Origin of the sequence: Aliivibrio sifiae, from assembly GCF_002954705.1 — a bacterium.
Lineage (GTDB): Bacteria > Pseudomonadota > Gammaproteobacteria > Enterobacterales > Vibrionaceae > Aliivibrio > Aliivibrio sifiae_A.
Genome location: NZ_MSCO01000001.1, coordinates 2,322,801 through 2,344,132, shown reverse-complemented (window position 1 = coordinate 2,344,132; position 21,332 = coordinate 2,322,801). Strand labels below are relative to the sequence as shown.

Sequence of the window (21,332 nt, the reverse complement as noted above, 5' to 3'; positions counted from 1 at the left end):
CTTACTAGGTGAGTAAGTATTTACATTTACTGCAAATAAATGAATAGAGTTGCAATAAAAAAGATAACTCAAGCATTCCTGAATAAATAATAGAAAATGAATACAAGATTAGTAGGGACACTTAGTAAAACTAAGTGTAGGAAATATTAGTGTAACGGAGAGGGAAAAGTGACAAGTCTTATTAATTTACTGAATGACTTATTATGGGGTTCAGTACTTGTATATCTACTGGTTGCCATTGGTATCTATTTCACTATTCGATTAGGTTTTATTCAATTCCGCCATTTTGGTCATATGTTTTCGGTATTGAAGAACAGTAGAAAATCAGATCCATCGGGTATTTCATCATTCCAAGCATTATGTACGAGTCTTGCTGCTCGTGTTGGCACAGGTAACATGGCTGGTGTCGCAGTAGCGTTAACTGCTGGTGGTCCTGGTTCTATCTTTTGGATGTGGTTGATTGCCATGTTAGGCATGGCAACGTCTTTTGCAGAAAGTACGTTAGCTCAATTATATAAAACTAGAGATGATGAAGGTAATTATCGTGGAGGTCCAGCCTATTATATGGAGAAGGGGTTGGGAATGCGCTGGATGGGTGTATTGTTCTCTGTCTTTTTGATTATTGCTTTTGGTTTAGTTTTCAATGCAGTTCAAGCCAACTCTATTGTTGGAGCAATGCAAACGGCATTTGGTTGGGAACCTCTTTATGTCGGTATCGCGATTGTTATTATTTCAGCAATTGTTATTTTTGGTGGTTTTAGAACCATTGCTCGTACTGCTGAAATTATAGTGCCAGTGATGGCATTAGCTTACCTAGCAATTGCCATGTTCATTATGATCACGAATATTGAAAAGCTACCAGGTGTGATTACTTTGATCTTTAAGAGTGCTTTTGGTCTTCAAGAGGCAGCAGCAGGTGGTTTAGGCTATGCAATTGCACAAGCGATGATTAATGGTATTAAGCGTGGCTTGTTTTCTAACGAAGCAGGTATGGGCTCAGCACCCAATGCAGCAGCATCAGCTACACCATATCCACCACACCCAGCATCACAAGGTTATGTCCAAATGCTAGGTGTTTTTATGGATACGATTGTAATTTGTTCTGCAACAGTGGCAATCATTTTGATGTCTGGTGAATATGTACCTCATGGTGAGGTGACAGGTATTGAATTAACTCAACTTGCGTTAACAAGCCAAGTTGGTGATTGGGGCGGTATTTTTGTTGCTGTCGCTATTTTCTTTTTTGCTTTTACTTCTATTATCGCAAATTATTCTTATGCAGAGACAAACCTTATATTCTTAGAACATAACCATAAGGCTGGGATTGGTATTTTCCGTATTGTTGTATTGGGTATGGTAATGTTTGGAGCACTATCTTCGCTACCAACGGTATGGGCTCTTGCTGACGTCTCTATGGGGTTAATGGCGATAGTTAATTTAATCGCTATCTCTTTATTATCAGGTACGGTTATTAAGCTTGCAAAAGATTATAATAAACAGCTAAGTGAAGGTAAGGTCCCTACATTCGATAGTAAAGATTATCCAGAATTACATTCTCAACTTGAAGAAGGTATTTGGGATAATGTCAAAGAGCAAAAATGATCATTGCTTTTACCCATTAAATAAATAGATAAAGCCACGCAACCTAGCGTGGCTTTTTTTTATCTTAATCGTTACTATCTTTATATATAAAAATATACAGGGATATCTTGCTCATGCTTATCGTCGTTTCTCCAGCGAAAACTCTTGATTATGAAGCACCATTGCCAATAGATACGTTTACTCAACCTGATTTTATTTCAGATTCTGCTGAGTTAATTAAGGTATGTAAGACCTTAACACCTCTTGATATCTCTAAATTAATGAAAGTCAGCGATAAGATCGCAAGTTTAAATGCGGTTCGTTTTGAAGAGTGGTCAACGACGTTTACTCATGATAATGCACGTCAGGCTCTTTATGCTTTTAAAGGTGATGTTTACACCGGATTAGATGCAAATAGCTTAACGAATAGCGATATCGAATATGCTCAAACACACTTACGCATCCTTTCTGGATTATATGGCCTTTTAAAGCCATTGGATTTAATGCAGCCTTATCGGTTAGAAATGGGGACAAAGTTAGCGAACAAGCGTGGAACAAACTTGTATCAGTTTTGGGGGAGTGCGATTACACAAAAATTGAATCACGTTATTACTGAGCAAGGAGAGGATGTATTGATTAATCTTGCATCTAATGAATATTTTAAAGCCGTTAAAACAAAAGAATTATCAGCTAAAATTATTACGCCCATTTTTAAAGATTGTAAAAATGGGCAGTATAAAATTATTAGTTTTTATGCCAAAAAAGCCAGAGGTTTGATGGCTCGCTTTATTATTGAAAATAGAATTTCAACAATAGAAGAGCTAAAAAGCTTTACGGTGGATGGATACTATTTTGTTGATGCTGAATCATCAGATAGTGAGCTTATCTTCAAAAGAGAAGAACAGAAGAAATAACCGTACTTGATGGATAAAATGTGTTTTTAATGTAATTAAAATGTATCGATAATTGTTTGATCTGATAGTATGAGATAGGTTATTGTAATTAGTATTTTTTTTCTTTTCTTACCAGAGAGAATTTAATTAAATAAATAGATTTTAAAAAGGATTTTAGATCAAACTGACACTGGCGGTGTTAGAATTGGTATAAATCGTCAACATAATGGCAATCATCTCAATTTATACTGAGAATAACTATAAAGGACAAATCAAATGGCAGATCAAGGCGCAGTAACTGATTTAGCTACTACTGGAGTAGCAAATTTAGAAACTTGGCTAACAGATAATTCAGAGTTATTTATTACTTATGGTGTAAATATTATTTCAGCATTAGCAATTCTTTTTATCGGTAATATTATCGTTAAGAAAATTGCAAACGGTGTTGGCAAAGCTCTTGAGAAAAAGAAAATGGACAAAGCGGTTGTTAACTTTGTTCATACACTAGTTCGTTACCTTCTATTTATCATCGTATTAATTGCAGCGCTAGGTAAAGTCGGCGTTCAAACGGCTTCTGTAGTTGCGGTTATCGGTGCGGCTGGTTTAGCGGTTGGTCTTGCACTTCAAGGTTCTTTATCAAACTTTGCAGCAGGTGTATTGATTGTTGCTTTCCGTCCATTCAAATCTGGCGATTACGTAGAGATTGGTGGCGTTGCAGGTTCTGTAGATTCAATTCAAATTTTCCAAACTATTTTAACAACGCCAGACAACAAAATGGTTGTTGTACCAAATGGGGGTGTAATTGGTAGCCCAATCACAAACTATTCTCGTCATGCGACTCGTCGTGTTGATCATGTAATTGGTGTTTCTTACAGTGCTGATCTGAAGAAAACGAAAGAAGTAATCACTAAGGTACTTGAGTCTGATGAGCGTGTTCTTAAAACTCCAGCACCAACGGTTGGTGTTGTTGCTCTTGCTGATTCATCAGTAAACTTTGTTGTTCGCCCTTGGTGTAAAACAGAGCAATACTGGGATGTTTACTTTGATACGCTTCAAGCGATTAAAGAGGGTCTTGATAATGAAGGTATTGAGATCCCATTCCCACAAATGGATGTGCATTTAAATAAAGTAGACTAAGGTTTACTTAAATCAATACATGAAATGCTGCCTTCGGGTAGCATTTTTTTTGAATGGAACTTTGGTTGGCTAAGGGAATTATTTATTGTTCCTATAGTCATAACTCTATGATGTTACTTTGAGATATTAACCATGAAAAAAATAATCAGTGCTTTATGTTTATCGGCTTGTTTAACACCAATGGCTTTTGCTTCATCACCCGATTTTCCTCATCTTGAAGTATTAGGTACAGGAGAGGTGCTTGTTGTGCCAGATATGGCGCAGTTTTCAGTTGATGTGGTAGAAAGTAAAGCAACCGCAGAAAAAGCAAAGCAAGCAGCAGATAAAGCCGTGACGAGTTTCCTTGCACGTTTAGAAGTACAAGGCGTGAAACGTGAAAATATTAACAGTGGAAATATTCGCTTAACACCAGAGTATCGTTACCCAAAAGGGAAAAAACCAGAGCTTGTTGGGTATAAAGCTATTCGTAATATTACGGTTACGGTAATGGATTTAAATAAATTGAATAGCTACCTAGATAAAGCGTTAGGCGATGGAATTAACCGTATTAATCATATTGAATTAAAAACCAGTAAAGAAAAAGAATATATTGAGGCTGCACGTTTAGAGGCCATTAAAGATGCTAACGATAAAGCAGCATCATTAGCGAAAGGTTTTGGTACAGCAGTAAAAGGTGTTTGGAAAGTCTCTTATCATAATAACTATAGCCAACCTGTTTTAATGAAAAGTATGAGAATGGAGGCGGCGTCAGATATCTCAGAAAGCTACCAAGATAACCAAATGGTTATTACTGATTCTGTGTCTGTCGTATATCGTCTTAAAGATTAACCTCTAAAAGAAATTGAATGTAAAAATGGGTTACCCGTAAAGGTAACCCATTTTTTATTTTGACTGTGGGATTAAAGCGTATAAATCTTAGTGGAGAATACGCGCTCGAATTGTACCGTCAATCGCTTTAAGCTGAACAAGTGCTTCTTCTGAACGAGCCGTTTCCACATCAATGACAACATAACCCATCTCTGCCGATGTTTGTAGGTACTGGGCTGCAATGTTAATCCCTTCATCTGCAAAAATGGTGTTAATTTTAGTTAAGATACCAGGGCGGTTTTCATGAATATGTAATAGGCGAGAGGTATCGGTATGTAGTGGAAGAGATACTTCAGGGAAATTAACTGATGATAAGGTTGAGCCGTTATCTGAGTACTTAGTTAATTTACCAGCCACTTCTACCCCAATGTTTTCTTGAGCTTCTTGCGTTGAGCCACCAACATGAGGTGTCAGGATGACGTTATCAAATTTTTGTAATGGAGATTCAAATGGGTCTGCATTCGTTTTTGGTTCAACAGGGAATACATCTACAGCAGCACCACCTAAATGACTAGATTCAAGCGCATCACAAAGATCTTGAATTTTAACGACAGTACCACGAGCTGCGTTGATGAAGATTGAACCTGGCTTCATACGAGCAAATTCATCAGCTCCCATCATATCTTTTGTACCCGCTGTTTCTGGCACATGAAGGGAGATAACATCACACTTATTTAATAATTCACTCATGGTTTGAATTTGAGTTGCATTGCCTAATGAAAGCTTGCTTTCGATATCGTAGTAGTAAACACGCATACCAAGGTTTTCAGCTAAAATACCTAACTGTGTACCGATATGTCCATAACCTATAATACCCAAACGTTTGCCTCTTGCTTCAAAAGAAGCGTCCGCACTTTTTTTCCAGATGCCACGGTGAGCTTGGGCATTTTTTTCTGGAATACCACGAAGTAATAATAGAATTTGCCCTAAAACTAATTCAGCAACACTACGGGTGTTCGAGAAAGGGGCATTAAACACAGGAATACCGCGCTTTGCTGCTGCTGTTAAGTTAACTTGGTTAGTGCCAATACAGAAACAGCCCACAGCCACTAATTTATTAGCAGCATCAAACACTTCTTGAGTCAGTTGAGTACGCGAACGCAAGCCGATGAAGTGAACATCTTTTACTGCTTCAAGTAACTCTTCTTCTGATAGTGAGCCTTTATGGTATTCAATGTTGGTGTAGCCGTCAGCTTGAAAGACTTCAACACAAGATGGATGCAATCCTTCTAAAAGAAGAATTTTAATTTTTTCTTTTTCCAGAGATACTTTTGCCATGGCGTTCTTATCCTTAAAAACAAAATCAATAGTGATTGATGGGAAGTGATTATTTATTGATGATTATAAAGTATCAAAAAATAACCAGTTTGGGTAAGAAAATTACGGAATAGTTAATAAAAAACGGCACTAATGAGTACCGTTTGTAATCAAATGACATTTTATCCCTTAGACTTAAGGGATAAGAAGTGCGCTTATTGGATTAAACGAACTTTTTTACACCGTCAGGAGAGCCGACTAATAGTGCATCTGCACCACGATGAGCAAATAAGCCAACCGTTACTACACCAGGAAGTGCATTGATTTTATCTTCAAGCTCTTTTGCGTTAGTAATTTTCATATTGTGAACATCTAAAATAACGTTACCGTTATCCGTTGTTACACCATGGCGGTATTCAGGATCGCCACCGAGTTTAACTAGCTCGCGAGCGACGTAAGAGCGAGCCATTGGAATAACTTCAACAGGAAGAGGGAATTGGCCTAATACTTCCACTTGTTTTGTATCATCAACAATACAAATGAATTTTTCAGAGATAGCTGCAACGATTTTTTCACGAGTAAGTGCAGCGCCGCCGCCTTTAATCATTTCATTTTTACCGTTGATTTCATCTGCGCCATCGACATAAACATCAAGACCAGCAACATCATTACAATCAAATACTTCAATACCCAATTCTTTTAGTTTTTCAGTTGATGCTACAGAGCTTGATACTGCGCCTTTGATCTTACCCTTCATGGTCGCAAGTGCGTCGATGAAATGATTTACTGTTGATCCTGTACCTACACCAACAATACTGCCCGGTTTTACGTATTCTAACGCTGCCCAACCAGCTGCTTTTTTCATCTCGTCTTGAGTCATGACCTTCTCCTAGAAATAATAGAGTTCAAATAAAACGGCTCGATTATAACGTACCGATTTTTCTTCGTCAGAAAAAATAAGTTAATAAACGAGAAAAAATAGGATTAATGCAAACGTTTTCGTTTTGATGCCGCAGAAAGTTGACTAACGTTTCAATTTGGTAGGTAATTTATAGTTGCGTGTTACTTGGTTCTACCAATACCATGTTTGATTCGGAGTAATAATTCGAGGTAGTGGTACATCCCAAGATTCGATGGGTAATAACTTAACTTGTTGACAAGTGTGGGCAATACCAAGTGGTATTGGGCCTGTTTGATAGTGATGCCAATTAACTAGAGTGCGATCGTAATAACCGCCTCCCATACCTAATCGATTACCTGTTTGATCAAAAGCGACAAGGGGCGTAATGATGATATCAAGTTCATTAACGGGAACGACTTGATTTTTGTCTAATTTTGGTTCAGGGATCTGGTATTTATTTAGGAGCAGTTGGGTATTTGAATTGTATTGAAGAAAAAGTAGATGCCCTTTACTAAAAGGGTGAACAACAGGCAAAGAAACGGATTTACCTTGTTGCCAAAACCATTTGATCAATAGTGATGTGTCGATTTCACCGTCTACAGATAGATAAACAGCGATAGATTTTGCGTTTTGAATATAAGGATCGTTAGCGCATTGCAAGACAAGGTCTTCAGCGGCTTGAGTTTGTTCTTGAGGAGATAAAGCGTTGCGATTCTGGCGAATCAATTGTCGAATGTGTCGACGAGATGTCATGGAATACCCCAAAGTGCCGTAGTGGTCGTAGCCCTTGAACCCTAGGTTCAAGGCGGATCAGCAACATTTACCGTAGGCTTCTCAGTACAAGCCGAGCATGCTCAATAGTAAATAAATACTAACCCTAATTTGTGCTTATCGGCTCAGGGACATAGATCCGCCTACAAACACTCCAGGGTAAATTTAATTCTTTTGCTATCCTTAGCGACAGCTCTATTCTGCCGTATTTTCTTCTATTTGGCTAGGCTTTACGGTAGAAATTGCAGCTTCTAGTGCGCTAGCAAGCAGCCCCATTCGCTCATAAACATCAGATGAATGTTGGCTTGCTTCTTTCTTCGCCATATGTAGCTCATAGCAGATATTTAACGATGTAATAGTTAATAATTGCTCAGTATTGGTTACCTTAGTTCGCTCAGATAATTCATTTACTCTATTATCTAAATCTTTTGCTGCTTCTTTCAACGCAGCTTCTTGACCAGCAGGGCAGTTAACCTTGATGGCTCGTCCTAAGATTTGGACTTGCACGGCTTGGCTTGTCATCAATACATTACTCATCGTTAAACTAGAAGAATACACCGATTTAAAAATACATCAGTGATAAGTGAATGAAACTATAAGAAATGCGTGAATAAGATTCAAGTATTTCCCCTCTCTTTGTTGATGGTGGTTAACTATATTCTTAATAAAACAACAATCTGATGAAAAGATACCCAATTGCGAGAGATCGTGAGTTTTCTGAAAATGCGCAAAGTGGTAGCATGGTGGCACTATTCATAAAATCAGAGACCACTCCATGAGCGTAATTAAAATGCCAACCTTCCTGACCGTAGAATCAGCTTTAAAAGACAGTGGATTAGCAGTAACTCCAGCAGAATTACATGGTTTGCTTGTGGGGATGATAAGTGGTGGTTTACCACTAGACGATAAAACGTGGAAACCCCTTATTTTTGATTACACAAATGATGGAATGGGATGGCCAGATAGTGCCCTTCAAGTGGGAAGCGCGATTTTCCAATGCACCGTTGCGGAACTGAGTACAGATAACTTTGCTTTGGATATGCTTATCCCTGATGAAACTGAAACGTTAATGAACCGAGCTGATGGATTAAGCGAATGGGTTAATCACTTTATTTCTGGATTGGGTTTGGTGGAATTAAAATTAGATAAAGCGTCTGAATCACTAAAAGAAGCATTATTAGATTTAGAGGAAATAGCTCGTTTAGGGATTGATGAAGAAGATGATCTTGAAGAACAAGAAAATCTATTTGAACAAGTGGTTGAACATACTCGTATTTGTGTACTTACTATCCATGCTGAATTAGGCCAAAAAGTACACAGCGAAGCATCTAAAACAGTGCATTAATAATAGGTAACGCTATGACACATTATGATGTAGTGATCGTGGGTGGGGCCATGTCAGGTGCCACTTTAGCGTTGGCGCTAGAAAAAATGAATCAAGATACATTATCTATTGCCGTGATAGAGGCAGTAGAGCCTAAGTTGGATCAACATCCTGGCTATGATTCAAGAAGTATTGCATTATCTAGTGGGACGTCTCAATTATTACAAGATATTGATCTTTGGTCTGGTATTGACTCATTTTCGACGCCCATTAATCATATTCATGTGTCAGATCGACATCATATGGGGCTTACCGAATTAACCTCTAAAGAGCTGAATGTTGATGCTCTAGGTTATGTGGTTGAGTTAGCTGATGTTGGTCGTTTTTATCATCAAAAGCTAATGAACTCTCATAATATAGAGCTGCTTTGCCCTGATTCTGTTATTGATATAAAACGTGATATCTCGTTATCAACACTAACGCTCTCGACGGGAGAAGTCATTTCAACTTCTCTCATTGTGGCGGCTGATGGGGCAGAATCAAAGACTTGTAACATAATGAATATTGAAAGTGAGAATGATGACTTTCAACAAGTTGCGATTATTGCGAATGTAACGACAAGCATCCATCCTCAAGGTAAGGCATTTGAACGCTTTACTGAGCATGGGCCATTAGCTTTGCTTCCTATGTCTCTGGGGCGAAGTTCATTAGTGTGGTGCGTGAGCCCTGAAGAATCACAACAGATACTCGCATATGATGATGACGCTTTTTTAGAGCACCTGCAGCGTGCTTTTGGGTGGCGTTTAGGGCAGTTTATTAAAACAGGTAAACGAGCGCATTATCCATTATGGTTACGTCGCCAGAAACAATACATCTCTCATCGTTTTGCTGCCATTGGTAATGCAGCACAAACATTGCACCCAATTGCAGGACAAGGTTTTAACTTGGGAATTCGAGATGTATTTTCATTGGCAGAATGCTTAACTAAAGCGCATCGTTCTGAGGGTGATATTGGTGAATATCGTGTACTTTCTGAATATCAAAAACGACGCCAGTCAGATCAAATACAGACAATTACAATGACAGCAGGATTGGTTTCTATTTTCGCAAATAATTCATTTCCAATGGTTATTGGAAGAAACGTAAGTTTGCGTGCTGTTGATATGTTCCGTTCTTTTTTAAAGCCCCTGACATTACGAGCAATGGGCAGAGTGAATAGATAATTATGATGCAAAGTGTAGATGTTGCAATTATTGGTGGTGGCATGGTCGGTTTGACGGTGGCTGCGGCATTAGAAAAAAGTGGATTAAGAGTGGCGGTGATCGAAAGTAAATTACCTGATACTCAGTTAGATAATTTACCTGATGTTCGTGTATCAGCCATTAGCCGAGCCAGTGAAAATATTCTTGATTATGTTGGAGCGTGGCAAGGTATTGTTTCTCGTCGAGCAGCCCCATATACGTCAATGAAAGTGTGGGAACAAGACAGTTTCGCTCATATTGATTTTGAAGCAGAACAGATTGCACAGCGTAATCTAGGGCATATTGTTGAAAATCGCGTTATTCAATTATCATTACTTGAAACAATAGAGAAGCAAGATAATGTGACTCTACTTGCCCCAGAGCGTTGCAGTAAAATTCTATTTGGTGAAAGTGAAGCTTGGATCAATTTAGAGTCGGGTAAGGCCATTACCGCTAAGTTAGTGGTTGGTGCTGATGGTGCTAACTCATGGTTACGTCAGCAATTAGATATTCCGTTAACGCATTGGGACTACGGACATAGCGCGCTTGTGGCAAATATTAGAACTGTTGAGCCGCACAATAAAACCGCACGTCAAATATTTAGACCTGAAGGGCCATTAGCATTTCTTCCTTTAGGTGAAAGTGATTTAAGTTCAATAGTATGGTCATTAGATCCTCTTCATGCCGAAGATTTAGTTTCAATGCCAAAAGAAGAGTTTAATAAGCAATTAACCGCAGCCTTTGATAATCAACTTGGTTTGTGTGAGGTTGAAGGGGAGCGCCAAGCCTTTCCTTTGAAAATGCGTTACGCAAAAGATTTTGTAAAAGAGCGTGTTGTATTAGTCGGTGATGCTGCTCATACAATTCATCCATTAGCTGGGCAAGGGGTCAATTTAGGTTTAGCCGATGCAGCAGCATTAGCGGAAACTATTATGGAATTGCACCTAGAAGGTAAAGATATTGGTTTGAAGACTAACTTGAGGCCTTTTGAGCGTTGGAGAAAAGCAGAAGCTGCACAGATGATCGCTTCAATGCAAGGGTTTAAAACGTTGTTTTCAGGCTCCAATCCGATTAAAAAATTGGTTAGAGGGATTGGAATGTCTCTGACTAATGAGATGTCCCCAGTAAAAGATGAATGCTTAAAAAGAGCGTTAGGTTTATCTGGTCGGTTACCTAAGATGGCGATGAAAAAGTGATTTTTTAGAACTTAAGAAATAAAAAGGTAGCCTAAGCTACCTTTTTAGTTGTATCGATTTTACATATGAGTCTAATAAGAAAGTCTTAATCGAGCTACTTCCAAGTTAATCTCTTTTATCATTCTATATTGTTCACGTTCAGCTTGAGAAGGAACAATTAGTTTTCCCGCTTCAAACCTAAACTCTCCAATACCATGAATATGAATCTTTCCGTTAAACAGTCGACTAATATGTTTAGCAATCATACCTGGGGCATAGTGCTTAAAAAATCGCATCACATTATCCTTTAGTGATTAATACTATAAAAGCATTTCCTTTATACCTATTATGCTAATAAATAAATTTTAATTAGCATTATCGATATTACTTTCAGAGTTATTATAAAACAGAAAAGGTGACGATAGTGTTACAAAAAATAGGATAGAGTGATGAAGGTATTATTTTTTGTGTTTTTATATTCTTAAATTTGATCTTTATTCGGTATTAAATAGTATTTCTGAGGGGGGGAATTAGAAATAGATAAAAAAAAGCCCGAAATAAATTCGGGCAAACAGTCACAGATGCATTTCCAATATATATAGGTATATTGGAGTAAATTGTTTGGAGTTAAACAATTTATGCGTTCTTTCGTAAGAAAAGAACATAATTAAGATAGCTAATGAATTACCAAATTGCTACTTATTCATAATAAACAAATAACAATTCAGTTCTTATCATTTAATTGTGCGTTTAAGATCAACTTTAGAATGTAATGATGTAATTTAATCCTATTCTCGAAACAATTAAGAGCAGTTAATTATTTATAGACTGTTGATTGCTTTTACTCTTCATCTAGTGAGTAAGGAAGAGACTGTTTTTCCCAGATTGAATCTTGAAGCCTAAATTGAGAATCTTCATCAAGATCATTTGGAAGAATAGCGAGAGCGAGCGTTTCACCGCCAGCAAAACGGAAGGCTGATACGATCACGCCACCTTTACGCCAGTTATCCCCGACACTACGTTCAATAGCATCTCCAGCTGCTGGAGTTTGTTCTGAATGTCCTGATAATAAATACATCGCTCGTTTATTCATTCCGCGATATTTAGCTCTTGCTACCGTTTCTTGACCTGTATAACACCCTTTTTTAAAGCTGATGCCACCAAGAGCCTGAAGATTCATGGCTTGAGGAATATGTTCATTGCTTAATGCTGAATCAAGTTGAGGGAAAGCTTGCTGTAGCTGGTAAAGAGTCCACAATTCTTTGTCGCATAATGTCGCTTCAGTTACAGAAGAAAGTAGCTCTTCTTTTTGAGCTATAGTGGTAACAAGTAACCATTGCAAAGCTCCGATTTTTGCAAAAGTACCAAATGCAGAGACACGTACATCTTCTTGTGAGTCGGTATTATTATTAATCCAGGTCTGGGCTTCTTCTCCTGTAAAACCAAGTAATATTTCATCACTAATCGCGATCTCTACTTTAGAGAATACTGAGTATTTTTTTATTTCAGTAAGTTCAGTTTCTACAGAGCTTCTGCGTTGAAATAAAGCATAGCCTTTATTGTGGTGGAAAAGATGGAATATGCTCCATAACTTGCCTTTTGCATCACAATGTCCACCAAAAGTAATTTCATTTTGAGCTAAAGCAACCACATCACAGGTTACTTGACCATGTAAGTACGATTTTTTATCGTTACCAACCATAGTAATTAACGCCCAATCATTCAGTTCAGAAATCGCAAAGCTTGGAAGTGTGTCGCCTTTTTTTATTGATAACGCTGGGAATAGAGTGCTCATCATAAAATTCTTATTTGGTTAGATTATTTCCTTTATAGTAAATGCCTACATTTTAAATGTCAGTAAAAAGAAACAAGTAGTTTTATGTCTCATCTTCTTCATCTTGTGACTTTAGATCATGGTTGTCATAGAGAGAGACTGATAAACTCAGGCCAGTTATTTCTATTTTTATCTAGGGGACAGTATGTACAGTGTCGAAGAAAAAGCACGAGTCAAGTGGGCTTGCCGTCGTGGGATGCTGGAATTAGATGTGGTAATAATGCCATTTTTTGATGAATGTTTTGAAGAGCTTACCGAAGCAGAACAGCAAGGTTTTGTTTCTTTATTAGAATGTGATGATCCTGATTTGTTTACTTGGGTCATGGGTCATGGTCGAAGTGATAACCTTGCTCACGCTGCAATTATAGATAAGATTGTTGAGCATAACCTCAGTAAACTCCGTTAAGGTAACCCTTAACTTTTCTAATGTCGCCTATCTTACTTTGCATGGTTGTTATCTGTGCGCTGGGTGGGCGATGTTATTGTTAGATATTATTCCATTCCCTTTATTGCCTTACCTTTTCTATTATAGCTGCGAACATCTTACTCTTATTTATCATTCTCTTTTAGAGTTGCAAGGTACATATACATTTACCGATAAAGAATCTGATGACCACCGTGATTGGGTTGTTATTAGGGTATTTTGGTTAAGTCGATGTTTGAGTGTTATTTACGCGAAAAATGCGTATGCGGGTCATTATTTTTATCTGTTTAGCGATGCAATAGATACAAAAAAGCACCATCAATTAATGGTGCTTTTAAGGTAATTAAACAATAGCTAGTGTTGATATTGTTTATTCAAATACTCTATTTAAAGTCTTTTGGCGCTAAAATCGTAGGGCCTGATTCTTCTAAAGCTTCTGGGTAATCTAGAGTGTAATGAAGACCACAACTTTCTTTACGCTCCATCGCACAACGAACCATCAATTCAGAGACGTCTAATAAATTACGTAATTCAATTAAGTTATTAGATACACGGAAGTTACTATAATAATCGTGTGTTTCTTGCTTCAGTAGTTGAATACGGCGAAGTGCTCGCTCTAGACGCTTGTCTGTACGAACTATTCCCATGTAATCCCACATAAATAAGCGTAATTCATGCCAGTTATGCTGAATTACTACTTCTTCATCTGAGCATTCAACCTGACTCTCATCCCATGCTGGTAATGACGGTGGTAGTTCTCGATTTTCCATGTCTTTGATGATGTATTCAGCAGCAGACCACGCATAAACAACGCACTCTAACAATGAATTTGATGCTAATCGGTTGGCTCCGTGAAGACCTGTGTAACTTACTTCCCCAATCGCAAATAAGCCATCAATATCCGTTTGGCCTTGTTTATCAACCATGACACCGCCACAAGTGTAATGGGCTGCAGGAACAATTGGGATTGGCTCTTTCGTCATATCAATACCAAATGAAAGTAATTTTTCATTAATGGTAGGAAAATGATGATGAATAAAATCGACTGGCTTGTGGCTGATGTCTAAATACATGCAGTCAGCGCCTAAACGTTTCATCTCAAAGTCGATTGCGCGCGCTACAACATCACGAGGAGCTAATTCACCACGCTCATCAAAATCAGGCATAAAGCAAGTACCGTCAGGGCGACGTAAATAAGCGCCTTCACCACGTAATGCTTCTGTCATTAAGAAGTTACGAGCGTCTGGATGGAATAAGCAAGTCGGGTGGAACTGATTAAATTCTAAATTTGCAACTCGACAACCTGCACGCCATGCCATTGCTATGCCATCACCTGAAGATACGTCAGGATTAGAGGTATATTGGTAAACCTTAGAAGCCCCACCTGTGGCTAAAATAACAAATTTAGCGCGAACGGTTTCAACATGCTCGGCATCACGGTTCCAAATATAGGCACCAACGACTTTATCTGCATCACCGCCAATTTTATCTTCAGTGATTAAATCAAGCGCATTATGGCGCTCAAAGATAGAGATATTAGGGTGATTCACAACATTATCTTGTAGCGAGGTTTGCATCGCTTTACCCGTTGCATCTGCAGCATGCAGAATACGACGATGGCTATGGCCGCCTTCACGAGTTAAATGAAATTTAGGATCTGAGATGTCGATTTCTTTTTCATCATCATGATCAAAAGGAACACCACCATCGATTAACCATTGAACGCAATGCTTTGCATTTTCAGCAATGAAGGTAACTACGTCTTTATCGCAGATGTGTGCGCCAGCGACAAGAGTGTCATTAACATGAGATTCAACCGTATCGCTTTCATCAAATACGGCAGCAATGCCCCCTTGAGCGTAATAGGTCGAGCCTTCATTACGAGGCCCCTTACTTAAAACGATCACCTTTCCATGTGGTGCGACTCTAAGTGCAAGTGAAAGACCAGCAGCACCACTACCTATGACTAAAACGTCACAACTGTGTTCATTGGTTATGTTCATATATTCATCATTATCCTGTGATTATCTGAGTATTTTACCAGAATCTATGAGATTGCGTCATATTTTGAGGTGGAATCTTAAATATCAAGAATAAAAAATAGAAAATAGGCCATAAAAACCGTATAGAAGTCTTAAAGTTAATCATGGAACTATTAAATTGATAAAAAAATGTAATAATAAAGGAACTTTCTAGATATTAGAAACTCATACATAGTGCTCAAGTTAATTGTGATATAGCTAAATTTAAGTGATTAGCTATTGCGTAATGTAAACTTAATGCGCATCTAAGAAGAATAACATGGGAGTACCCGCTCCAATGAGTGAGCAGTTAACAGATCAGGTTTTAATTGAGCGTGTTCAGCGTGGCGATAAGCAAGCGTTTAATCATTTGGTGATTAAGTACCAAAACAAAGTATGCAACCTTGTTGCTCGTTACGTGAAAAATAGTGGTGATGTGCCAGATGTGGCGCAAGAGGCGTTTATTAAAGCGTATCGTGCGTTACCAACCTTTCGAGGGGACAGTGCATTTTACACTTGGTTGTATCGTATAGCAGTAAATACAGCTAAGAACTATCTTGTCGCCCAAGGACGTAGACCGCCAGCATCGGATGTTGATGCTGAAGAAGCCGAATATTATGACGGCGATAGTGCATTAAAAGAGATCACTAATCCAGAAAACTTATCATTGACGGAAGAATTACGACAAATTGTATTTTCGACAATTGATGGTTTACCTGAAGATTTAAAAACAGCAATTACGTTACGAGAACTAGAAGGTTTAAGTTATGAAGAAATTGCTGCTGTAATGGAGTGTCCGGTTGGTACGGTTCGTTCTCGTATCTTCCGAGCTCGTGAAGTTGTTGAGAAAAAGATCCAACCGCTAGTGCAGCGTTAATTATTTTCCAACGGTCAAACGGTGAAGACAATGACTGATAAAGAACAAATTTCTGCTTTTATTGATAATGAAGAGATGGACAATGCGTTCATCGAATCGTTATCGCAACCTGAAAATGCAGAAGCCTGGAAAAATTACCATTTAATTGGTGATGTAATGAGGGGGGATGCACCTGCTAGCAATGAATGGAATATTGCAGCAAATGTCGCACTTGCTCTTGAAGATGAACCTGTTCATCAAATGAATGATACTGTGACGGATTTCATGCCTTCACAACCAACACCTAGTGAAGCAAAGAAGACATTACCAAGTTGGATGACACAATTTAGCCAAGTAGCGATGGCAGCCTGTTTTTCTTTAGTTGTTATTGTTGGTGTTCAACAATATAACGGTGCTGACTCTGGTGTGATTCCTGCTACTAGTGGTGATATACAAGTTCTCGATACCATTCCCTTTAGTGGAACGGCTGAACCAGTGAGCTTAACGCGTGATTCTTTAGTTAAGAAAACATCAACAGAAGCTGATGTAATGGAACAGCGTAAACGTATCAATGCGATGCTGCAAGATTATGAATTGCAACTTCGTTTGAATGCTCACGATGGTTCGATTGATCGCAATCTATTAGAGACAAATACACTATTGGCAGAATAATGAAACGTATCCTGATCAGCTTTATTGCCTTGGTCAGCTTCCTCCCAATATTAGCCTCAGCCGAAGATGCGCCTTCTGCTGAGGCTTTGTTGCATCAAATGGGAGAGGCAAGCCACAAGTTAAACTATGAGCTTTCCTATATTAGAGTTAAGCAAAATAGCATAGAACCATTTATGTATCGTCACTCTCATTTAGACAAAATGACCCTTTCTCATCTTGTTTATTTGAGTGGTTCTATGAGGGAGGTTATCCGTAGGAATGATGAAATTACCTATTTAGAGCAAGGTAATAAACCTTTTACGATTAAGTCTGAAGCGATTGTTGCTCCAGTTATTCCTTTGTTACATAAAGACGTTGCTTTACTAAAGGAATATTATGATTTTGTCTCAATGGGTAGAGCGAGAGAAGCAGGGGCACCGGCTCAGGTTGTTCGTATTGTTTCACGAGATGGCAATCGTTATTCCTACATTGTCTGGATTGATGAACGCAGTAAATTACCATTACGAACTGACTTAGTGAGTCGTGAAGGGGATATTATTGAACAGTATCGCGTTATTTCATATACGGTGAATGAGCAAATAGCAGAATATATGAAGCAACGCTTGGGTGATGCTGAATTACCTAAAGTACTGCCTCTTCCTGCTGTGACCGGAGAGAAGTCTGCATGGGAGGTAAACTGGCTTCCTAATGGATTTAAAGATGTTCATTTTAATCGCTATCGCTTAGCAATGAATCAACGTTCAGTTGAGAGTAATATGTATTCTGATGGCTTATTTAATTTTTCTGTCTATATTTCTGAGGCCGATAAGTTAAGTAATAAAGAGCAGTCAATCCGTCAAGGCAGACGTTCACTCTACAGCTATATTCAGGGTGATTATGAAATTAGCGTCGTTGGTGATATTCCACCATTAACGGCAAAGCGCATTGCAGAGTCTGTGGTATTTAACATGCCAGTACTAAAAAGTGAGAGTAAGTAGCGCTTATGATGACAGCACTAGCAACGGTACTTGATATTCAAGACGATATAGTAGTGGTTGGTTGCCAAAAAAAAAGCAGCTGTAACCATTGCTCATCGAAAGATTCATGCGGCACAGGTATCGTTTCTAAGGTACTTCCGGGAAAAGTTCATCACTGGGCTTTTCATACGGATAAAAAATTGACAGTAGGGCAAATGGTTGAAATTGGATTGCCAGAAAAAAATTTACTGCAATCTGCCGCAATTGTTTATTTAGTACCTCTGTTTTTTCTTTTGTTCGGCGCGTTGTTTTCAGAATGGTTAATCTCTCCATTAATTGGAATGGGAGAAGCCATTACCATTATGATTTCTGGACTCTCAGCATGGGGAGGGTATTTTTTTGCAAAACGTCTTTCTCATCGTATTGAACAGAACACAGAACAACAAGTTAGCCTAGTCCGAGTCCTTGGTGAGACCATTTCTGACACTATCTCAGTAAATGCTGCAGGATAAGATAGCGACTTGCGAGGAAATTGGGTAGAATCCCATTACTTGATCTCACGATCCAATCCCATTAACTAATTGAGTTTGTCACGTCATTCATGAAGCATATTCGTAATTTTTCTATTATTGCCCATATCGATCACGGTAAATCAACACTATCTGACCGCCTAATCCAAGTTTGTGGTGGCCTGTCAGACCGTGAAATGGCCGCACAAGTTCTTGATTCAATGGATCTAGAACGTGAACGTGGTATTACTATTAAAGCCCAGAGTGTAACTCTAGACTATACGGCAAAAGATGGTGAAACCTATCAACTAAACTTCATCGATACTCCTGGACATGTTGACTTCTCATACGAAGTATCGCGTTCACTTGCTGCTTGTGAAGGCGCATTATTGGTAGTCGATGCAGGCCAAGGCGTTGAAGCTCAAACGCTAGCAAACTGTTATACAGCAATCGAAATGGACCTAGAAGTAGTGCCAATCTTAAATAAGATTGATTTACCTGCTGCTGATCCAGAGCGTGTTGCAGAAGAAATTGAAGAAATTGTGGGCATTGACGCGATGGAAGCAACGCGTTGTTCTGCAAAAACAGGTTTAGGCGTTGATGAAGTTCTTGAAACTATCGTTAAGTCAATTCCAGCACCAGAAGGTGATCCTGAAGGCCCAACACAAGCCCTGATTATTGATTCATGGTTTGATAACTACTTAGGTGTTGTTTCTTTAGTTCGAGTTAAACACGGCTCACTAAAGAAAAATGACAAAATCAAAGTAATGAGTACAGGCCAAGTTTGGGGTATTGATCGCATTGGTATCTTTACGCCAAAACAAATTGATACTGATGGACTAAATACCGGTGAAGTTGGCTGGGTGGTTTGTGGTATTAAAGACATCCTAGGCGCACCAGTAGGTGATACGCTAACACACGCTAAAGGCGGGTGTGAAGAACGCCTACCGGGTTTCCAAAAAGTGAAACCACAGGTATATGCAGGTCTGTTCCCTGTTTCTTCTGATGATTATGAAAACTTCCGTGATGCACTAGGTAAATTAAGTCTAAATGATGCGTCGCTTTTCTATGAACCAGAAAGCTCAGCAGCACTTGGTTTTGGTTTCCGTTGTGGCTTCCTTGGAATGCTTCACATGGAGATTATCCAAGAACGTCTAGAGCGTGAGTACGATCTGGATCTAATCACAACAGCACCAACGGTTGTTTATGAAGTTGTTTTGAATAACGGTGATTTACTGTACGTAGATAGTCCATCAAAATTACCAGCAGTAAACGACTTAGAAGAAATTCGTGAACCTATCGCTCGTTGTAATATTCTAGTTCCAGCTGAGTACTTAGGTAATGTAATTACACTGTGTGTTGAAAAACGTGGTGTTCAAGTTGATATGGTATATCACGGCAATCAAGTTGCATTGACCTATGATGTTCCTATGTCTGAAGTAGTCTTAGATTTCTTTGACCGCTTGAAGTCGACCTCTCGTGGTTATGCATCACTTGATTATAATTTCCAACGCTATGAAGTATCTAACATGGTGCGTGTAGATGTATTGATCAATGGTGATAGAGTTGACGCATTAGCGATCATTACTCACCATGAAAATGCACAAAGCCGTGGCCGTTTGTTGGTTGAGAAGATGAAAGAATTCATCCCTCGTCAAATGTTTGATATTGCTATTCAAGCTGCGATTGGTGCTCATATTATTGCGCGTTCAACAGTTAAGCAATTACGTAAAAACGTAATCGCAAAATGTTACGGTGGCGATATCAGCCGTAAGAAGAAGCTGTTGAAGAAGCAAAAAGAAGGTAAGAAACGTATGAAGCAGATTGGTAATGTTGAATTACCTCAAGAAGCTTTCCTTGCGATTCTTCATGTAGGTAAAGATTAATTTACAACACCTGATGCTTCAGAGTGAAGTAAACTAAGCTTTATTACAGCTCAAAGAAAGCGATGATCAATGGTCTTCGCTTTCTTTGTTATTGCAACACTTAACTTAAGGGAATGAAATGGCGAACACTTTTTCACTGATTTTAGTTCTTGTAACTCTATTTACTGGTGTTATTTGGGCTATTGATAAATTCGTATTGGCACGAAAGCGCAAGCAAAAAATTGCAGCAGCAAGTGCGCAAGCGAATGGACAAGTTGACGAAGCAACACTTGCAAAAGTTGCTCCACAACCTGCGTGGATAGAGCAATCTGTTTCTATTTTTCCAGTGATTGGCCTTGTTTTAGTGTTGCGCTCATTTATTTATGAGCCGTTCCAGATCCCATCCGGTTCGATGATGCCGACGCTTTTAGTCGGTGATTTTATCTTGGTCGAAAAATTCTCTTATGGAATTAAAGATCCTGTTTGGCGTACACAACTTGTAGACATGGGTAAGCCTGAGCGTGGTGATGTTGTTGTTTTTAAATATCCACCTCAACCAAATATCGACTATATTAAACGTGTAGTAGGTGAACCAGGTGATACTGTTATCTATAGCTCTTCGAAGCAGTTATGTATAAAACCAAAGGGTGAAAGCAAGTGTAATATCATCCCGTTAACGAACATGAAAGACAGTGAATTTATGCAAGATCGCACTAATTTAGTTCAATATACCGAACAGTTAGCGAAAGATACTACGCATAATATTTTGGTTAACCCAATGAGATCTGATCGTGTGTCTATGTATCAACCAAGACCAGGTTACAACGAATGGGTTGTTCCGGAAGGAAACTACTTTGTAATGGGCGATAATCGTGACAACAGTGCCGACAGTCGTTATTGGGGTTTTGTACCTGAAGCGAACTTAGTGGGTAAAGCGGTCGGGATCTGGATCAGCTTTGAATTTGAACGTGGTAGCGATAGCGTGCTACCTTCCTTTATTCCTACTGGTGTGCGTTTTAACCGCATCGGTGGCATAGACTGATTGAAC

The 21,332-nt window shown here is 38.7% G+C and carries 22 protein-coding genes and 1 other RNA gene; 15 read left to right on the top strand and 8 right to left on the bottom strand.

What is annotated here, in order from left to right:
* Window positions 1-168 precede the first annotated feature (168 nt).
* From BTO22_RS10500 to BTO22_RS10485, 4 genes are all read left to right on the top strand, one after another.
* Window positions 169-1,602 carry an alanine/glycine:cation symporter family protein gene (locus BTO22_RS10500; protein WP_105055424.1) on the top strand — a complete coding sequence of 478 codons (1,434 nt, stop codon included), beginning with the start codon at window positions 169-171 and terminating at the stop codon, window positions 1,600-1,602.
* 113 nt (window positions 1,603-1,715) lie between these two features.
* Window positions 1,716-2,495 carry a peroxide stress protein YaaA gene (yaaA, locus tag BTO22_RS10495; protein ID WP_105055423.1) on the top strand — a complete coding sequence of 260 codons (780 nt, stop codon included), beginning with the start codon at window positions 1,716-1,718 and terminating at the stop codon, window positions 2,493-2,495.
* A gap of 255 nt (window positions 2,496-2,750) precedes the next feature.
* Entirely contained in the window at window positions 2,751-3,611 is an 861-nt protein-coding gene (mscS, locus tag BTO22_RS10490; RefSeq protein WP_105055422.1) for a small-conductance mechanosensitive channel MscS, read from the top strand.
* A 132-nt stretch (window positions 3,612-3,743) separates the two neighbouring features.
* A complete protein-coding gene (locus tag BTO22_RS10485; RefSeq protein WP_105055421.1) occupies window positions 3,744-4,439 on the top strand; it encodes an oxidative stress defense protein in 696 nt (231 codons plus the stop codon).
* Window positions 4,440-4,526: 87 nt separating this feature from the next.
* Here BTO22_RS10485 and serA read toward each other — a convergent pair whose 3' ends face one another.
* The 5 genes from serA to zapA form a co-directional block, all read right to left on the bottom strand.
* Window positions 4,527-5,756, bottom strand: coding sequence for a phosphoglycerate dehydrogenase (serA, locus tag BTO22_RS10480; protein ID WP_105055420.1), 1,230 nt, complete (start codon window positions 5,754-5,756; stop codon window positions 4,527-4,529).
* Window positions 5,757-5,958: 202 nt separating this feature from the next.
* Window positions 5,959-6,615: a ribose-5-phosphate isomerase RpiA gene (rpiA, locus tag BTO22_RS10475; protein ID WP_105055419.1), complete on the bottom strand. Its 657-nt coding sequence runs from the start codon at window positions 6,613-6,615 to the stop codon at window positions 5,959-5,961.
* A 192-nt stretch (window positions 6,616-6,807) separates the two neighbouring features.
* Window positions 6,808-7,389 carry a 5-formyltetrahydrofolate cyclo-ligase gene (locus BTO22_RS10470; RefSeq protein ID WP_105055418.1) on the bottom strand — a complete coding sequence of 194 codons (582 nt, stop codon included), beginning with the start codon at window positions 7,387-7,389 and terminating at the stop codon, window positions 6,808-6,810.
* Between the two features lies 1 nt (window position 7,390).
* A non-coding RNA gene (ssrS, locus tag BTO22_RS10465) (6S RNA) lies at window positions 7,391-7,571 on the bottom strand.
* Between the two features lie 31 nt (window positions 7,572-7,602).
* Window positions 7,603-7,929 carry a cell division protein ZapA gene (gene zapA / locus BTO22_RS10460; protein WP_146107533.1) on the bottom strand — a complete coding sequence of 109 codons (327 nt, stop codon included), beginning with the start codon at window positions 7,927-7,929 and terminating at the stop codon, window positions 7,603-7,605.
* 253 nt (window positions 7,930-8,182) lie between these two features.
* On the opposite strand from zapA, the gene BTO22_RS10455 reads away from it, so the two are divergent.
* The 3 genes from BTO22_RS10455 to BTO22_RS10445 are packed head-to-tail and all read left to right on the top strand — an operon-like array spanning window position 8,183 to window position 11,168.
* Entirely contained in the window at window positions 8,183-8,752 is a 570-nt protein-coding gene (locus tag BTO22_RS10455; protein WP_105055416.1) for a YecA/YgfB family protein, read from the top strand.
* 14 nt (window positions 8,753-8,766) lie between these two features.
* Window positions 8,767-9,954, top strand: a complete 1,188-nt coding sequence (ubiH, locus tag BTO22_RS10450) for a 2-octaprenyl-6-methoxyphenyl hydroxylase (protein WP_181044594.1) — start codon at window positions 8,767-8,769, stop codon at window positions 9,952-9,954.
* 2 nt (window positions 9,955-9,956) lie between these two features.
* On the top strand, window positions 9,957-11,168 hold the full coding sequence (locus BTO22_RS10445) for an FAD-dependent 2-octaprenylphenol hydroxylase (protein WP_105055414.1): 1,212 nt from the start codon (window positions 9,957-9,959) through the stop codon (window positions 11,166-11,168).
* A 71-nt stretch (window positions 11,169-11,239) separates the two neighbouring features.
* On the opposite strand, the gene BTO22_RS10440 is transcribed toward BTO22_RS10445, so the two are convergent.
* Complete coding sequence (locus BTO22_RS10440; RefSeq protein WP_060991773.1) at window positions 11,240-11,443, bottom strand: DUF1107 domain-containing protein; 204 nt, start codon at window positions 11,441-11,443, stop codon at window positions 11,240-11,242.
* A gap of 545 nt (window positions 11,444-11,988) precedes the next feature.
* Window positions 11,989-12,945 (bottom strand): tRNA-modifying protein YgfZ, encoded by a 957-nt coding sequence (ygfZ, locus tag BTO22_RS10435; RefSeq protein WP_105055413.1) that lies wholly within the window; start codon window positions 12,943-12,945, stop codon window positions 11,989-11,991.
* Window positions 12,946-13,126: 181 nt separating this feature from the next.
* On the opposite strand from ygfZ, the gene BTO22_RS10430 reads away from it, so the two are divergent.
* Window positions 13,127-13,387 (top strand): FAD assembly factor SdhE, encoded by a 261-nt coding sequence (locus BTO22_RS10430; protein WP_105055412.1) that lies wholly within the window; start codon window positions 13,127-13,129, stop codon window positions 13,385-13,387.
* Between the two features lie 70 nt (window positions 13,388-13,457).
* Window positions 13,458-13,748 (top strand): hypothetical protein, encoded by a 291-nt coding sequence (locus BTO22_RS10425; protein WP_181044593.1) that lies wholly within the window; start codon window positions 13,458-13,460, stop codon window positions 13,746-13,748.
* A 40-nt stretch (window positions 13,749-13,788) separates the two neighbouring features.
* Here BTO22_RS10425 and nadB read toward each other — a convergent pair whose 3' ends face one another.
* Window positions 13,789-15,408, bottom strand: a complete 1,620-nt coding sequence (gene nadB / locus BTO22_RS10420) for an L-aspartate oxidase (RefSeq protein WP_105055410.1) — start codon at window positions 15,406-15,408, stop codon at window positions 13,789-13,791.
* A 316-nt stretch (window positions 15,409-15,724) separates the two neighbouring features.
* Here nadB and rpoE point away from each other — a divergent pair, with 316 nt between their 5' ends.
* The 6 genes from rpoE (at window position 15,725) to lepB (ending at window position 21,326) form a co-directional block, all read left to right on the top strand.
* Window positions 15,725-16,303, top strand: coding sequence for an RNA polymerase sigma factor RpoE (gene rpoE, locus BTO22_RS10415; protein ID WP_061003248.1), 579 nt, complete (start codon window positions 15,725-15,727; stop codon window positions 16,301-16,303).
* Between the two features lie 30 nt (window positions 16,304-16,333).
* Window positions 16,334-16,954: an RseA family anti-sigma factor gene (locus BTO22_RS10410; RefSeq protein ID WP_060991769.1), complete on the top strand. Its 621-nt coding sequence runs from the start codon at window positions 16,334-16,336 to the stop codon at window positions 16,952-16,954.
* Window positions 16,954-17,931 (top strand): sigma-E factor regulatory protein RseB, encoded by a 978-nt coding sequence (gene rseB, locus BTO22_RS10405; protein WP_105055409.1) that lies wholly within the window; start codon window positions 16,954-16,956, stop codon window positions 17,929-17,931. Before BTO22_RS10410 ends, rseB begins: the two co-directional genes overlap by 1 nt.
* A gap of 5 nt (window positions 17,932-17,936) precedes the next feature.
* Window positions 17,937-18,422 carry a SoxR reducing system RseC family protein gene (locus BTO22_RS10400; RefSeq protein ID WP_105055408.1) on the top strand — a complete coding sequence of 162 codons (486 nt, stop codon included), beginning with the start codon at window positions 17,937-17,939 and terminating at the stop codon, window positions 18,420-18,422.
* Between the two features lie 89 nt (window positions 18,423-18,511).
* The gene (gene lepA / locus BTO22_RS10395) at window positions 18,512-20,305 is read left to right on the top strand and encodes a translation elongation factor 4 (RefSeq protein ID WP_105055407.1); all 1,794 of its coding nucleotides are present in this window, start codon (window positions 18,512-18,514) and stop codon (window positions 20,303-20,305) included.
* A 118-nt stretch (window positions 20,306-20,423) separates the two neighbouring features.
* Window positions 20,424-21,326: a signal peptidase I gene (gene lepB / locus BTO22_RS10390; RefSeq protein ID WP_105055406.1), complete on the top strand. Its 903-nt coding sequence runs from the start codon at window positions 20,424-20,426 to the stop codon at window positions 21,324-21,326.
* The last annotated feature ends 6 nt before the right edge of the window (window positions 21,327-21,332 follow it).

Coding starts and splice junctions, on each gene's coding strand:
- BTO22_RS10485 (WP_105055421.1), top strand. CDS start 3,744: ATGAAAAAAATAATCAGTGCTTTATGTTTATCGGCTTGTTTAACACCA.
- BTO22_RS10470 (WP_105055418.1), bottom strand. CDS start 7,389: ATGACATCTCGTCGACACATTCGACAATTGATTCGCCAGAATCGCAAC.
- lepB (WP_105055406.1), top strand. CDS start 20,424: ATGGCGAACACTTTTTCACTGATTTTAGTTCTTGTAACTCTATTTACT.
- yaaA (WP_105055423.1), top strand. CDS start 1,716: ATGCTTATCGTCGTTTCTCCAGCGAAAACTCTTGATTATGAAGCACCA.
- zapA (WP_146107533.1), bottom strand. CDS start 7,929: ATGACAAGCCAAGCCGTGCAAGTCCAAATCTTAGGACGAGCCATCAAG.
- BTO22_RS10445 (WP_105055414.1), top strand. CDS start 9,957: ATGATGCAAAGTGTAGATGTTGCAATTATTGGTGGTGGCATGGTCGGT.
- BTO22_RS10400 (WP_105055408.1), top strand. CDS start 17,937: ATGATGACAGCACTAGCAACGGTACTTGATATTCAAGACGATATAGTA.
- lepA (WP_105055407.1), top strand. CDS start 18,512: ATGAAGCATATTCGTAATTTTTCTATTATTGCCCATATCGATCACGGT.
- mscS (WP_105055422.1), top strand. CDS start 2,751: ATGGCAGATCAAGGCGCAGTAACTGATTTAGCTACTACTGGAGTAGCA.
- BTO22_RS10440 (WP_060991773.1), bottom strand. CDS start 11,443: ATGCGATTTTTTAAGCACTATGCCCCAGGTATGATTGCTAAACATATT.
- ygfZ (WP_105055413.1), bottom strand. CDS start 12,945: ATGATGAGCACTCTATTCCCAGCGTTATCAATAAAAAAAGGCGACACA.
- BTO22_RS10455 (WP_105055416.1), top strand. CDS start 8,183: ATGAGCGTAATTAAAATGCCAACCTTCCTGACCGTAGAATCAGCTTTA.
- rpoE (WP_061003248.1), top strand. CDS start 15,725: ATGAGTGAGCAGTTAACAGATCAGGTTTTAATTGAGCGTGTTCAGCGT.
- rpiA (WP_105055419.1), bottom strand. CDS start 6,615: ATGACTCAAGACGAGATGAAAAAAGCAGCTGGTTGGGCAGCGTTAGAA.
- nadB (WP_105055410.1), bottom strand. CDS start 15,408: ATGAACATAACCAATGAACACAGTTGTGACGTTTTAGTCATAGGTAGT.
- BTO22_RS10425 (WP_181044593.1), top strand. CDS start 13,458: ATGTTATTGTTAGATATTATTCCATTCCCTTTATTGCCTTACCTTTTC.
- BTO22_RS10430 (WP_105055412.1), top strand. CDS start 13,127: ATGTACAGTGTCGAAGAAAAAGCACGAGTCAAGTGGGCTTGCCGTCGT.
- serA (WP_105055420.1), bottom strand. CDS start 5,756: ATGGCAAAAGTATCTCTGGAAAAAGAAAAAATTAAAATTCTTCTTTTA.
- BTO22_RS10410 (WP_060991769.1), top strand. CDS start 16,334: ATGACTGATAAAGAACAAATTTCTGCTTTTATTGATAATGAAGAGATG.
- ubiH (WP_181044594.1), top strand. CDS start 8,767: ATGACACATTATGATGTAGTGATCGTGGGTGGGGCCATGTCAGGTGCC.
- rseB (WP_105055409.1), top strand. CDS start 16,954: ATGAAACGTATCCTGATCAGCTTTATTGCCTTGGTCAGCTTCCTCCCA.